11 protein-coding genes and 1 pseudogene are annotated in these 14,819 nt (G+C 46.9%); 11 read left to right on the top strand and 1 reads right to left on the bottom strand.

What is annotated here, in order from left to right:
• Nucleotides 1–174: 174 nt before the first annotated feature.
• The gene (locus tag RIG66_RS02980; protein WP_446375067.1) at nucleotides 175–807 is read right to left on the bottom strand and encodes a Uma2 family endonuclease; all 633 of its coding nucleotides are present in this window, start codon (nucleotides 805–807) and stop codon (nucleotides 175–177) included.
• A gap of 84 nt (nucleotides 808–891) precedes the next feature.
• Here RIG66_RS02980 and RIG66_RS02975 point away from each other — a divergent pair, with 84 nt between their 5' ends.
• The 11 genes and pseudogenes from RIG66_RS02975 to RIG66_RS02925 all read left to right on the top strand — a co-directional run.
• A complete protein-coding gene (locus RIG66_RS02975) occupies nucleotides 892–3,297 on the top strand; it encodes a TOMM precursor leader peptide-binding protein (RefSeq protein ID WP_446375065.1) in 2,406 nt (801 codons plus the stop codon).
• Between the two features lie 238 nt (nucleotides 3,298–3,535).
• Entirely contained in the window at nucleotides 3,536–3,946 is a 411-nt protein-coding gene (locus tag RIG66_RS02970; protein WP_446375063.1) for a hypothetical protein, read from the top strand.
• A 6-nt stretch (nucleotides 3,947–3,952) separates the two neighbouring features.
• On the top strand, nucleotides 3,953–4,375 hold the full coding sequence (locus tag RIG66_RS02965) for an HNH endonuclease (RefSeq protein ID WP_446375061.1): 423 nt from the start codon (nucleotides 3,953–3,955) through the stop codon (nucleotides 4,373–4,375).
• 163 nt (nucleotides 4,376–4,538) lie between these two features.
• A pseudogene (locus RIG66_RS02960) lies at nucleotides 4,539–6,805 on the top strand (SagB family peptide dehydrogenase); the annotation flags it as partial.
• A gap of 164 nt (nucleotides 6,806–6,969) precedes the next feature.
• Nucleotides 6,970–7,770: a DUF5829 family protein gene (locus tag RIG66_RS02955; RefSeq protein ID WP_446375059.1), complete on the top strand. Its 801-nt coding sequence runs from the start codon at nucleotides 6,970–6,972 to the stop codon at nucleotides 7,768–7,770.
• 649 nt (nucleotides 7,771–8,419) lie between these two features.
• Nucleotides 8,420–9,229 carry an acetylornithine aminotransferase gene (locus tag RIG66_RS02950; protein ID WP_446375057.1) on the top strand — a complete coding sequence of 270 codons (810 nt, stop codon included), beginning with the start codon at nucleotides 8,420–8,422 and terminating at the stop codon, nucleotides 9,227–9,229.
• Nucleotides 9,230–9,728: 499 nt separating this feature from the next.
• Nucleotides 9,729–11,216, top strand: coding sequence for a peptidoglycan-binding domain-containing protein (locus RIG66_RS02945; protein ID WP_446375055.1), 1,488 nt, complete (start codon nucleotides 9,729–9,731; stop codon nucleotides 11,214–11,216).
• A gap of 583 nt (nucleotides 11,217–11,799) precedes the next feature.
• Nucleotides 11,800–13,257, top strand: a complete 1,458-nt coding sequence (locus RIG66_RS02940) for an AAA-like domain-containing protein (RefSeq protein WP_446375053.1) — start codon at nucleotides 11,800–11,802, stop codon at nucleotides 13,255–13,257.
• A gap of 247 nt (nucleotides 13,258–13,504) precedes the next feature.
• Nucleotides 13,505–13,930 carry a helix-turn-helix domain-containing protein gene (locus RIG66_RS02935; RefSeq protein WP_446375051.1) on the top strand — a complete coding sequence of 142 codons (426 nt, stop codon included), beginning with the start codon at nucleotides 13,505–13,507 and terminating at the stop codon, nucleotides 13,928–13,930.
• A 211-nt stretch (nucleotides 13,931–14,141) separates the two neighbouring features.
• Nucleotides 14,142–14,420 carry a DUF4212 domain-containing protein gene (locus RIG66_RS02930; RefSeq protein ID WP_446344459.1) on the top strand — a complete coding sequence of 93 codons (279 nt, stop codon included), beginning with the start codon at nucleotides 14,142–14,144 and terminating at the stop codon, nucleotides 14,418–14,420.
• Nucleotides 14,420–14,819, top strand: a 400-nt coding sequence (locus RIG66_RS02925; RefSeq protein WP_446375049.1) for a sodium:solute symporter family transporter, incomplete at its 3' end; no start/stop codon positions are given. The genes RIG66_RS02930 and RIG66_RS02925, both read left to right, overlap by 1 nt.

Below are 14,819 nucleotides of genomic sequence, written 5' to 3'. Positions count from 1 at the left end.
AATGTTCCTTCTGCCTCTTGGATTTTTTCAACTATGACTCCTGGTAAGTTAAGGAGTTTTGTTATTTCTCTTTTCACAATTCCTAGCCTGGATTTTAGGGACACTACGTTAATAGTTTAGCACACTAAGTCCGGAAGACCCGGAATCCCCAGCGCTTTCAGCCGGGGGAGGATGTCAATCTCCCAACTGCTGCCTCAAGTCGCGAATTGCGGCGCTGGTATTGCGTTGATAGGCAATTTCTAAACATCGCGCCACTATCTCTGATAGGTTCACCTCCGGGAAATATTGACTTTGCGATGCGATGCCATACTCATCGCCTTGAAGTTGGTAAATCAACAGTTGTTTATTGCGAAATAACCAGACTTCTGGCACTCGATAGGGAAGATAATCCTGCACATCGGAATAACTGGTGATGTCAATTTCCAACACCAAATCCGGCGGTGGGTCGTTGCACCAATCAATTCGTTCCTTACCCGAAACGGCTTGCCAATGATCAATGTAAAAACAATAATCCGGCTCAATCCCACTTTCTTCTGGCAGTTGCATCGTTACTGGCGTAAACGAATCATACTCGCACCCTGTCGAATCAAGGAGCACTTTAATAATGTCCGCAATCAGACTGACATCTCTACCATGCTTGGGCAACGGCGACATAAGCAACACTTCTCCAGAACGATATTTGAGTCGAGGAATGGAATCATCTCCCCGCTGCTCACACAACGTTCGATACTCCTGCCACGTAGCAGGCGACCTCACTACAGTTCCGGCTGAAAGATAAAGTTTTTCGGGCGAAATGACGGTAATCATATCTTCATCCCCATATCCTTTCCTTAACCAATCATTTTACTTCCGTCTCCCTCATTCTCATTTATTCCTTGTCATAAACTCCAGATGAAATTCCAAATCAAACCCCACTACCATATTGAAATCATCGAACCCAAACAGGTCTACCTCTTGGGTGAACAAGAAAACCACGCCCTCACCGGACAGCTTTATTGTCAGATTCTCCCCTTCCTCGACGGCAACCATACCCGCGAACAAATTGCGGAAAAGCTCAATGGCGAAGTTCCCCTCGATTACATTGATTTTGTCCTGAATCGCCTGAATGAAAAAGGCTACCTCACCGAATCTGCTCCAGAACTAGCCCCCGAAGTTGCCGCCTTCTGGAGTGAACTGGGAATAGCCCCTGCGGTTGCTGCTCAAGCCCTACAACAACCTGTCACCCTAAAAACCGCCGGCACCCGCATCAGCCAGGAGCTGGTGGATATCCTCTCTACAGTATTGCGTGACCTGGGTATTCTGGTTCAACCTGCCGACAACTCCAACTCTGCCCTCACCATCGTCCTCACCGATGATTACCTGCACCCCGACTTAGCCAAGTTCAACCAGCAGATGGTACAAACTCAGCAACCCTGGATGCTAATCAAACCCCTGGGTAGCGTCCTCTGGCTGGGACCCGTATTTAAACCCGGTGAAACCGGCTGCTGGCACTGCCTCGCCCAACGGCTAGAAGGCAACCGGGAAGTAGAAGCCTCAGTGCAACGCCAAAAACACGCCGCCGCCCAAACCAACGGCAACACGCCTCACCCAACCAACAGCTACCTACCCACCGCCCGCGCCGCCTTACCTTCCACCCTGCAAACCGGACTCCAGTTCGCCGCCACCGAAATCGCCAAATACCTCGTCATCTCCCTTGCCCCTATTCCCAATACTGCAAGGGATAGAGGAGCTGGGGGAGCTGGGGGAGCTGGGGGAGCTGGGGAAGCTGGGGGAGTAGACATTACATTTAGAGCTTATCCGAGTAGTATTGCCCCCATTCCCACCCTAGAAGGCAAACTCATCACCTTTAACCAAACCAACCTCGACTTCAAAACCCATACCCTGATTCAGCGCCCCCAATGTCCCACCTGTGGCGACCCAGAAATCCTGCACCAGCGTGGATTTGACCCTGTGGTACTAGAATCCCGTGAGAAACACTTCACCCGCGATGGCGGTCATCGCGCCCTCACCCCCACACAAACGGTACAGCAACACGAACACCTAATTAGTCCCATCACCGGCGTTGTCACCGAACTGGTGCGCGTCACCGACCCCACAAACCCCCTGGTGCATACCTACCGCGCCGGACACGCCTTTGGCAGTGCCACCTCCCTGCGGGGACTCCGCAGCACCCTGCGCCACAAAAGTTCCGGTAAAGGCAAAACCGACAGCCAATCCCGCGCCAGTGGGTTCTGCGAAGCCGTGGAGCGTTACTCTGGCATTTACCAAGGGGACGAACCCCGTAAACAGGCAACTTTCACCGAGTTAGGGGAGTTGGCTGTTGACATTGAACGCTGTCTGTGCATTAGCGATAACCAATACGCCAACCGTGAGGAAATCAACAAAAATCGCCAAGCCGCCCACGACTGGATTCCCCAACGGTTTGACCCCAGCCAAACCCTAGACTGGACACCGGTATGGTCCCTAACCGAACAACGTCACAAATACCTGCCCACGGGCTTTTGTTATTACAATTACCCCCTCCCCAAAGGACAGCGTTTCTGCCGAGCTGATTCCAACGGCAATGCCGCCGGGAACACCCTAGAAGAAGCAATTTTACAGGGCTTTATGGAACTGGTCGAGCGGGATAGTGTGGCGCTGTGGTGGTATAATCGCCTGCATCGTCCGGCGGTGGATCTCACCAGCTTCGAGGAATCCTATTTTGTCGAACTGCAAGCCTTCTACGCAGAGAATCACCGGGAACTGTGGGTATTAGATTTAACCGCTGACCTAGGCATTCCCGCCTTTGCTGGGGTGTCTCGTCGCACAGTGGGTGACTCCGAGCGGTTGATTCTGGGCTTTGGGGCGCATCTCGACCCCACCATCGCCATTCTCCGCGCCCTCACCGAAGTCAATCAGTTGGGTTTGGAACTGGATAAAGTACCCGATGAGCAACTCGATGGTGATGCCAAACTCTGGCTGCTGGAAGCCACTCTGGAGAATCAGCCCTACTTAGCTCCTGATACTGACCAACCCCTGAAAACCGTCAGCGACTACCCCAAGCGTTGGAGTAATGATATTCGAGATGATGTGATGACCTGTGTAGAAATTGTCAGACAAGCGGGACTAGAAACCTTGGTTCTCGACCAAACGCGCCCGGATATTGCCTTAAACGTGGTCAAGGTCATCGTGCCAGGAATGCGCCATTTTTGGTCGCGATTCGGGTCAGGGCGGTTGTATGATGTGCCGGTGAAGTTGGGCTGGCGAGAAACGCCCACACCAGAAGCCGAGATGAACCCGATGGCGATGCCGTTTTAACCTCTGCCTGTAGAGATCTATATTGTATTGGTTAAGGTGCGTTACGCTTCGCTAACGCACCCTACAATTGGCTTTTGAGTATTACGGAGTGGAACCGAACCATAAGGATGTCCAGCTATCGCCAAAACTAGACGTGGCAAAAACTATTACGCACTGAAACCAGAAGGAGTGGAACTATAAGGAGTGTGATCGCATTCACGCCCAGATAGATCGAGAAAAACTTTACAATCAAATTACTATGCAACTGAAAATAGACCTACCCGAATCTGCTGTTGTTCGCCTATCCCGCCTTGCCGAGTTGACCAACCAACCCCTGTCAGAGTTGGTCATCCAGAGTATTGCTGGAAACTTACCCCCTGCCATTGATACAGCTCCAGCCCAAATGCAGGCTGAATTGCTAACCCTGCAGACGCTAAGTGTAGATCAGCTACGGCAAATTGCCCAAAGTCAGATTGCTCCAGCACAGCAGGAACGCCATCTGGCACTGCTCGATCGCAATCAGGAGGGAACATTGACAGAAGCCGAACAACAGGAGTTGCGCGACCTTGCTTTAGCCGCCGATCAATTGATGCTCAAAAAAGCCCATGCTTGTGCAATTTTGCGCTGGTTGGGACAGCCAATCCGAGATTTGAACCAGCTATCACCCTAAATAGCAATGGCTTCAGTTTCACCGTCAATTCGCCAACAGGTGATTTCAGATGCCAATCAATGTTGTGAATACTGCCAAACTCAACAACGGTTAATCGGAATGCCACTTGTCATTGACCACATTATCCCTCGTTCAATAGGCGGCAGCACCGATCGCGCTAACTTAGCGGCATCCTGTTATCGCTGCAATCAGTTTAAGGGGGCTAGAACCACAGCCGTTGACCCGCTCACGGGCGAACCCGTTTCCCTATACAACCCCCGTCAACAAACCTGGACTGAACATTTTGCCTGGATAGACACAGGAACCCAGATTGCGGGTTTGACGGCAATCGGTCGTGCCACTGTTAATGCCCTCAAACTCAATAACCAATATGTTTTGGAATCGCGCCGACTATGGGTTGCCGAAAACTGGCATCCACCCAATTTTTGACAAATATCCAAAAGTAAGAAACCTGAGTCGGGGCGGGCGCGAGTCACATCTGGGTGCAACCGAAAAGATAGTAGTGAAAGTGAACCCCTACACAATTCACACTCACGTTGCACCAGATACCGTGAAAAATCAGTTTGACTTTTGACTTTTGACTTTTAAAACAATGAGCCTAAATCCCTTTGCCATTTCCCTCAGTTCTGATATCCACGTTCAACCGACTGAACAGGGTTACACCTTCGGTTCTCCTTGTAGTGGAAATCAACTCCCCTGGATGGGGACAATCTCGGTATCAACCGGACCCGGATGGGAAGACGCGATCGCACTGATGCAAGCCGGAACTGCAACCCAGCAAGGACTGACCCAAACCCTATCCGCACAGGAAGGTGAGTCAGCCGGGGAAGCGCTCGCCATGACCCTACAACAGCTTGATCAACGAGGCTGGCTGCATTATTCAGTTTTACCGTTAGCGATCGCGATCCCGATGGTAGAAGGAGCGCGACTCAACCTGGATACTCCCCACTGGACTAAAGCCAGCGTCAGCCTCTCCCGCTTTGCCTACCAACGCCCCCACGACGGCGGCATGGTGCTAGGGGTGAACTCAGCCGCCGTCCCTATCCTAGTGGTGGCGCAATGTACGAACTGGAAATTTATCCAGTAGTGCGCCGTTGTGAAGGCATAAAACCGGGACTTTACCACTACGACCCCCTGAATCACCAACTGGCTCAAATCGATGCCGCTGAAGCCGATATCCAAGCTCTACTTAAGGATGCTCACCAGTCCAGTGGTGAACAAGGGGTACCCCAAGTCTTATTAGTGATTTCGGCTCGTTTCGGGCGACTATTTCGCAAGTATCGCGCTTTGGCTTATGCACTGGTACTCAAGCACGTTGGCGTACTATATCAAAATTTATATTTAGTAGCGACGAATATGGGACTGGCTCCCTGTGCGTTGGGTGCTGGAGATAGCGACGCTTTTGCCAAAGCCACGGGGTTAGATTATGTGGTCGAATCCTCAGTGGGCGAATTTATGTTGGGGTCACTGCCCAATGGAGACATTGAGGCAAGTGGGGTAGAAGATTCAGCAGCGGATAATATTAGCGCTTCTGAATCTGCGATTGAAGCGAGCGATATTCAATCTGATTCTAGCCAGATGAGTCAAGAAGAATCAGCGATTGAAGCAAACACTGACCCTTCCGAATTAGATGCAGAGATTGAAACTACCGAAGTTGAATCTGATTCTGTTGGGTTGAGCGAAGTTTCTGTTGGGTTGAGCGAAGTCGAAACCCAACCTACAGCCGTTATCCCCTCCGCTTCTCCCGTTCTCCATCCCCACGATCTCGATGATCGCATCCCCGGACTCGCCGACCTCCGCAATCAAACTCTCGGTGACCCGCGTATTACCATCGTCATCCTCGACGGCAACCCCGACCATACCCTCTCCTGCTTTGAAGGAGCAGAAATCTCCAAAGTCTTTCCCTATTGGCATCCGCCCGCCGAACCTGTGCCGACAGAGGCTTATCTCAAATTCCAAGAAATCGACAATAACGACGACCTCGACAAAGACCAAAAAGCCGAAGCCCAAAAAGCGGCTTTCCCTGAATCCCTCCTCAAGCGGATTCACGGCGATAACCACGCCTGCCATATTACTAGCACCATCGTTGGGCAGGAAAACACCCCCTCTCCTGGACTTGCCCCTCGCTGCCGCGTGATTAATGTGCCCCTAAATACCACGGGTACTGATGAAGAATTTATCTCACCCCTCAGCTTGGCTCGTGCCTTTGAACTCGGTCTGGAGTTGGGTGCAAACATCATCCACTGTGCTGCCTGCCGCCCCACTCAAAGCGGTGAAGGGGAAGAACTGCTACTTCAGGCATTGAAAAAATGTCAAGACAACAACATTCTTATTGTCGCACCCGCCGGAAATAACAAAGGGGAATGCTGGTGTATGCCAGCCTCTCTCCCCGGAGTCCTCTCCGTCGGTGCACTCAAACCCGACGGTACACCCTATAAATTCAGTAACTGGGGCGGCAATAATGCCCTGGAAGGCATCATGGCACCGGGGGGCGAAATCCTGGGAGCGCAACCCGCCAACGAGGAACCCGTCCGCCTCAAGGGGACGAGTATGGCAGCACCTGTAATGACGGGGTTATGTGGCTTACTGATGAGCCTGCAACTCCAACAGGGCAAACCCGTTGATGCCGAAGCAATTCGGGCGGCACTGCTGAATACCGCGATTCCCTGTACGCCGGATGACACTGATGAACCGGAACGTTGCCTACGTGGTAAAGTCAATCTCCCCAGCGCGATGGGGCTGTTGTTTGGGTCTTCGGTGACGATTTCGTTTGCAGGCGAGCAAACTACCCGTATTGAACACCTTGCCATAACCCCCTCTGCTTCCGTTGCACTCCCTGCTTCTTCTGCTGAAGTCAATATCACAGACAGTGAAGTTAGCCTTGAGACATCTACTGTTGGGTTGAGCGAAGTCGAAACCCAACCTACGGCTGATACCACCCCCCTCACCTCTGCTAACGTCCAACCCAGTACCGCCTACAACATAATAGAATGCAACTTGGATTGAGATTAATCAGTAAGACTATGGGAATAGAATTTAACCATTTATATGTGACGCTCGACACAGAAACCCTAGAATCAATCGCCCAATCTGAGTTCATTTGCCAATCATTCTGTACAGTATCCAGAGATACTGTAGAAACGGATACAGAAAGTTGGTCGGGAATTTATCTCAGGGGAAACTATGCCTATCTTGAACTTTTTCCTCCAGGAGGTGCTGAAGGATTGAAGCAAGGGTTTTCGGGTATGGGGTTCAATACTCAACAAACTGGACAGATTGATAGTGTAGCGGAAAAACTAAGAGGATTAAGCGCCAAAGAAACGTTTTCTGATTTGCAAGTTCGTCAAACCGAATATGGCAAAATCCCCTGGTTTCATTACTTGACGCTCAACCCATCAGAGAGAGAAGCCTTCGCTGCGTGGTTAATGGAATTTCATCAGGATTATTTAGACTATAAAAACATCAAACTCACCCCTGCGGGTTGCTTTGACCGTGCGGCGTATCTGAAAACCCTGGATACTTGCGAAACGTCTTTATTTGAGGACATATCAGACGTTCATCTTGAATTGACTGTATCGGAACATGAGGAACTCGCATTACTGCTTCGAGCCTTTGGCTATCACTCATCTGGCGTAGGAGATATGACGATCTATCGTTCTGATAGTTTTACTGTACAAGTATCTCAGAACGTTGCACCCAGGTATCAAATTTGCCAGGTTGTTTGCACGATAAAAGAGCAACCGCATCTGGAAAGGATGTTTACATTCGGTGATAATGCCAAGTTAAAGGTAGGTAGAGAATTGGCAATTTGGCAGTTTGGATAACTGAAGCAACTCGTTCCAAATTAAGACTTTCCTCGACAATCAATATATATTCTAGTCCAAGAAGACTCACCAATTGGTCAGAGGGCACGGCACTGCCGTACCCCTACCCTTTCTCAGAAGTTATTAATTGCGTAGGGGTACGATATTATCGTACCCTTCTCAAGACAGAAATGCTAAGATTTAAACCGAGACTAAAAATAGCGTGAGTCCTAGTATCCCGTCTGTAACTGACATCGTTGAGTAGAAATGCAGCAATGTGCCTAAAAAACTCCACACTTTTTATGTATTGACAAAAGGATTAATTTAAGCAGTCTGCCTTGTCTGGCGATAAAAACTCCTGAATTTTTACCAACTTTTCTATATTGACACCTGAACCGTTAATCAGTTATCCTTGACGAATCGTAAATAACGAGACAGCCTATTAACGCCGGAACCTCTGGCAGCAATATGGCAAAATCTATTCACGATCAAAATTCATAGATTCGTCTAAATCAGTTGTGAAATAGGTGTGGGATGGAAAGCCTTATCTAGCAAGCTTTTCCGCCCTATCAATTTTCAAATCATTTAGATTCACTCCATAACTGAAACAGGCACTTACCCGTTCCCGTTTCAGAGTCTCTCGGTGTTTTGTAAGGAGAGTTAAATTAAAATGGTCGCAAGCGCAACAGTTCCAACAGATAGTCGGAAGTTTTTAACCGACAATTTGCTTCTCTACGTTTCTCCCAACGGTTCCGACGAAACTGGTGATGGAACGGAAGCAAAGCCTTTTGCCTCTGCCGATTATGCTGTCGTTTGGGCAAATAATAACTGTGATTTCGGTGAGCGGTTTGACCTGTATGTTAAGCTAGCTCCCGGAACCTATGATGCCATACAAATCTACGGTCAAGCTGCCCGACAGATTTACCTAGTTGGTGAACCTGACGATCCTGGAGCTGTACAGGTCAAAGTTCTCAAAGAAGAAGCGGTATATGGACTGTCAGTGGCTTTTTACTCATTTGTCCATGTGTCAGGTATCGATATCGCTTCGGTGATGGTTACAGGCTTTTCACACTTAATCGTTGATCAGTGTTATTTGTCTCCTTCGGTAGCCCCAGCACTCGTTCTGTGTAGTAATCACAGCACTATCGATTTTGACTCGGCGAAGGTGAAAGCAGGACGTATCGGTAAAGGCGAGGAGAGTACCTGTTACCGCTGCGAGATTCACTCCCATATCGAAGTGGAACAGCTAGAATACGAAGCCACCGTTGAGTGTAATACATTCTGCGAGGCAAAGTTCCTCTCATCTATCTATGTTTGCGGGGATTCAAAAACCAAGAACAATGTGAAAGCGAAGCAATTGGCTCGTGCTATCACCCAGAGCATTGTTTGCGATTCAGATTTTCTGCCTGAAAAATCATCAACGGCAAATCTAGCTACGTCTGGTGGACTTGTTGATGATTTAAATGATTCTGGACTCTAGTCTAGAATTAAAATTTCATTGTCGATCATGTTAAACTTTGTTAGAAGATAAACGGAGGTCAATTCATTATGAGCTGGAATTGTTGTAATCGCACTCGATGCTATGGGGGCTGTACTCGTCCCTGTAACCCAGTGGGTTCTGGTTGTGGTGGTTATCGTCCTCAGTTTGGTAGTTACAATCCATGCGGTAGCTGCTATGGCAGTGGTCGTTGCGGTAGCCGCTGTTATTGATAGAAGATAATCAGGTTATTGTCACTTAACCGGATAAATAAAATAGCGTAAAAGGAGAATGCCAAAAGCTTGTCTCCTTTTTTTTGTTTTTTTAGATAACTGAGAACGGTGCGTTACGGCGCACAAATCCAAAGTTATTTTTCACATTAACCCAAGCAAATGTCTAACGCACCCTACAGGATAGGTTTAAATTCCTGACAGCTTAAAGAAGTTAGCAACTTAGGTTATAATAACTCATCGTTAAATTAAATCCCTTAATCAATACCCTAATGAAACTCACCGATATTATCCATCACGATATCGTAATTCACTTAGATACCCTCAAGACTGACCCAGAATTAGTCAAGCAAATCCAAACTCAACTGAATCGCTTAGGATTTTACCCCGGTGGTTCCTGGCTGGATGGCGCCTATGGCAACCAGACAGAACAGGCAATGACTGATTTCAGTCAATCGGTTTACCTGAATAACATGGACAGTGGGAAATTTAGCAAAGGCTGGGCGCAAAAACTCCTGCCGGAAAAACCCAAACCTCTTCCCTCGCTCAAAGACAAAAATAAAGACACGATTTATCAAACCTTCTTAAAAGAATCCGTTAAAGGAACCATTGACGAACCCGCCCTATTTTATAAAGGAATTGACACCTCTCCCTACAAAACTCAACTCAAAGACTATGCCGCCCGTCTGATGCAGAAACCGGATGGCAAAACTTTGGTTTCGGTCACCAAAGATACTGCCCACTTCCACTCCTTCCCCTCCGTTGGAAAACTCCCCGATATTGATGACCAAGGCTTAAGCTTTTTGCATCCAGAGATTACTGAAGCCTGTCTCTGTGTCGGCAGTTTTGTCAACGGAGACTTCAAGACCAAATGGCTCGGCAGAAATGCGCTGAGTAAAACCGAGTTTTGGAGTAGTAGTAAAATTATCCCCATTCTCAATGTCGTCTCTCGCAGCAATACCAACGCCTTTCAAACCGATATTGATAACTGCCTGATTCGAGGTAGAGATTTAAGCGGACAATACCGAGAGTTCTCGTTCCAGGATGTGCTTAAAGACATTCTATCCTACGACAATCGCATTGCTTCATCCAACTCCCTAGCGGCAATGTTAAAGCAATTTTCGACTCCCACCGAGTTAGAGAATTGGCTGAAAAGTATGACGGGAAATCAAGTCTTGATTTTCACGGGACGCTATGGCGAAGAACCGTTTATCCCAGAACCCGAATTATCAACGCAACCCCCTCAAGCATGGTGGCGTCCCCGAAATGTTATTCTCAACGGCGTATCAGAACGACATTGCGGCGAAAATACGATTACGGCTTATGATTTAACCCGCATGATCTCGATGTTGGGTTGGCATTATCACATCCCCCAATCCTCACGATTACCGGGTGCCCAATGGCATAGTTTAGAATCGGTGATTCGGGCGATGGGTGCAGATGCGGCACGTTTAACGGATGTGGCATTAGATGCACTAGATTTGCAGGATAAAATTAGTTCTCCGGTGATTATTTCTAAACTGGGAAATGGTGTAACTCAAATCCGGAATCGGGCGGAAGCGGTTTATGTGGCGCTGGTTCAGTTTATTCAACCCAGTACAATGGGTGTGCCAGAGTTGGTGACGTTTAGCATGGCATTAAAGGGAGCAAAGCGTTTAGAACCCAGGGATGCGAAGCGTGAGGTGGTGGAATTGGATGCTAGGATGGCGACGGAAGTGACGGAAATTATTCGTCGAGGAGCGTTAGGGGAATTGGGTTGAATTAAGGCTGGTGGGCATTGCCCACCCTACGCTATATCAAGGGTTAAATTGCTGAATTTTTATGTATTGACAAAATTTTAAATTTATGGATAGTACAAAAGTTTACTAAATAACTACTCAATTTTTATGAAGTTTTATATATTTACAATTCCGTAATTAATATGTAACTCTATTAATGTGTGTAACGGATACTATAGGGTTTGAGTCAACTCTCTACTCGCTCTCTTTTTCTCAAGTATTCCTAGAAACCGGATTTCTCGTGAGGATGACAAAATATCAACCTTTCACCGAAAAAAAACCGGCTTCTTGACCGATGCCCTAGAGGTTTCTCGAACAACGCATAGACATCAATTGGTGAATGACTTTCTGAAACATCCAGTCTGGACAACCGGACTGGCTTTTTTTTGTTAAGCACTATTAAGCTGAGGTACAGTCTTCTAAGCAAGATCCTCAACTTCTTGGAGAAGTCGGGGATCTGTCTGTCAACTTCTCAAGGGCAGCGAGTAGGCAACAGCTATAACGTTCCACTAAATCCGATATAAGGATTAGAATTGGGGGATGATACTCATTAGCGATCGCGGATATGAGCGCAAGTGCAGACATTGTAGAATTAGCCGACGCCTTAGTCTATACCAAGACTGGGCAGCATCTGAATGATCTGCAACGGTTCATTCTGCGGGAATCATGGCAAGAGACGAAGAAAAACTATGACCAAATGGCTCACGAGTTGGGGTATTCGGAAAGTTATATTAAGCAATCGGTTGCGCCTCAGTTATGGAAACTGCTGTCCCAAGGACTAGGGGAAAAAGTAACAAAGACCACTGTTCGCTCTGCCCTAGAACGGCAACTGCTGGATCAAAATCAACCTAAATTTCAAACTGTTATTAATAACACTCTATCATCGATAGAAACAGGTTGTTCTGATTGTTCAGATGACCTGAATGACTCACCCAATCCGCTTATTTTACCATCGGATCAGACTATCTTGCCATCCGTTGACCTGGAATTGCCCGATGGCAGTGTTCCCTTAAACTCTCTCTTTTATATCGAGCGAGTTCCCTACGAAGCCCAATGTTATCGGGAACTGCTTAAACCTGGCACGTTGATCCGAATTAAAGGACCGAGGCAAATTGGCAAAACCTCGTTAGTTAATCGCTTACTCAGTCGTGGTATCGCCAATAATTATAAAACAGTCGTTTTAGATTTTCAGCAAGTCGAAGAAACGGTGATTAGCGACTTAAATAAGATGTTGCGTTGGTTATGTGCCAGCTTGACTCGCCAATTAAAATTAAAGTCGAGGCTCAATGACTATTGGGATGAAGATTTGGGCAGTAAGATGAGCTGCGCTCTCTATATTCGAGAATATATTTTAGCCGAAATTGATGATCCGATTGTCTTGGTTTTAGAAGAATTAAGCCTGATTTTTCAACAGGTGAACATTGTCCAAGAATTTCTCACCCTATTGCGCTCTTGGCATGAACAAGCTAAAGTTGATCCAATTTGGCAACGGTTACGCCTGATACTCATCCAATCAACCGAAGTCTATGTGCCTTTAGATATCAATCAGTCTCCGTTTAATGTTGGGTTAGGCGTTGATTTAGAAGCCCTGAGTTGGGAACAGGTGCAAGATTTGACTTGGCGTCATGAATTGAGGTTAGAAGCGGATCAAATTACTCAGCTTATGCAACTTGTCGGGGGTCATCCTTATCTGGTACGGCTGACATTGTACCATTTAGCTAGACAGGATTTCACCTTTGAGGAGATCCTGAAAACAGCCGCAACGGAGACGGGAATTTATGCCAACCATCTGCATCGACATTTGTGGACGCTGCAACATAATTCTCAACTGGCGACGGCGTTTAACCAAGTTCTTAGCACCACTGAATCGATTGAGGTGGAACAGGTGCAAGGGTTTAAGCTGCACAGTATGGGACTGGTGCATCTTGAGGGAAACCAGGTGAGGCTAAGTTGTGATTTGTATCGGTACTATTTTCGCGATCGCATCATCAAGTGTCAAGACGCAGGCAGTGAGAGTGAGTAACCGCAGAGGAACCTATTCTGGATGTGCCATGCATGGTGCGTCTGGAGATAAGAATCAGAATTGACGAAGTTTTCGCCAAAATCACCACTTTTTATATATTGACAAAATTAACGAATTGTGCAGTGCAGTTCAAGGCTGATTATAAAGTCAGGAATTTTTAGGAATTTTTCTGTATGTTTCGATTCAAAATTAACTGTTATTCTTGATTTAGTCAAGTTCAAGCCGCAGTGATTGAATCAAATCCTATATGAAATATAAACATATAAAAAAACAAACTCAAGCCTTAGATCAGTGGATTAAAAATAATTCAGAGCCAAGAGAGTTAAAAAGAGCGATGGTGGTTAAATTAACTCTTCAAGGATTGAGTTATAACTCGATTGCGAATTACTTGAATGTATCGAATGGGTTTATCAGTAAATGGAATAAGCGGTTTAAAGAATCTGGACTAGAAGGGCTTAAATTATCTTACAAAGGCTCTAGCGGTTATTTGACAAAACAGCAGAAGCAAGATGTAATAAATTGGTTAAACAAAAACGACAATCAGGGTTTAGAGAAGATCAAATGTTATTTAAGGGAGAAATATGATATCAATTTTAAATCCAATTCAAGCTACTATAATTTAATCAAAGAAGCACAAAGCTGTTTCCTTCAGTTCTCTGCGGAGTATTTCTAACGGTTGTAGGACTTACGCATTCTAAGCAAGATCCCCGACTTCTTGAAGAAGTCGGGGATCTGTTCTGTGTCCCTCAGTTCACTCAAGAGGACTAACTAACAAAAATTAACAGTGATGGGTTGAGGATTTGGCGTGAGAGGGTTGCCAAACTGTGATAGAATTTGCCAACGATCTGAAAATAATCTACATCTCTACTTAGAGAAGGCAATCAATGACCAATCACCAAAATCGAGAGTACTGGCGAGCGAATAAAGCGCTGATTCGGAATCTGCTCGTTGTCTGGGCGTTGGTGTCAATTGTCCTGAGTATCCTGCTGGTACAACCCTTGAATACGATTAAACTGGGTGGACTTCCCTTGGGATTCTGGATGGCACAGCAAGGATCAATTTATGTATTTGTGGTGTTAATTTTTATCTATGCTATTCAGATGGATAAATTGGAACGTAAATACCGCAATCACCACCCCGGAAACGATAACGAGGAGTCATGATGTCAGTTGAAGCTTGGACAAGTGTATTGGTAATACTTTCTTTTATTGTCTATGCCTATATTGGTTGGCACTCGCGGGTAAAAGATACTAAAGGTTTTTTTGTCGCCTCTCAGGGTGTCCCCGCTATCGCTAACGGTGCAGCTACAGCCGCTGATTGGATGTCAGCGGCGTCGTTTATTTCCATGGCGGGGTTGATTTCGTTTCTGGGGTATGACGGTTCTATCTATCTGATGGGATGGACGGGGGGATATGTCTTACTCCATTGGTGTCAACTTAAGGTGAAAGCTCGGTTGAGCAAGGGTGTCGGGTGTCGGGTGTCGGGTGTCGGGTGTCGGGTGTCGGGTGTCAGGATGGAATTGTCTGTTGGAGGCGAAAAAACCTCACACCTACCACCATTCA

This window comes from Coleofasciculus sp. E2-BRE-01 (assembly GCF_040221695.1).
Classification (GTDB): domain Bacteria; phylum Cyanobacteriota; class Cyanobacteriia; order Cyanobacteriales; family Coleofasciculaceae; genus Coleofasciculus.
Note: the sequence above shows the minus strand (reverse complement) of the source record. Positions and strands in the feature narration are given on the sequence as shown.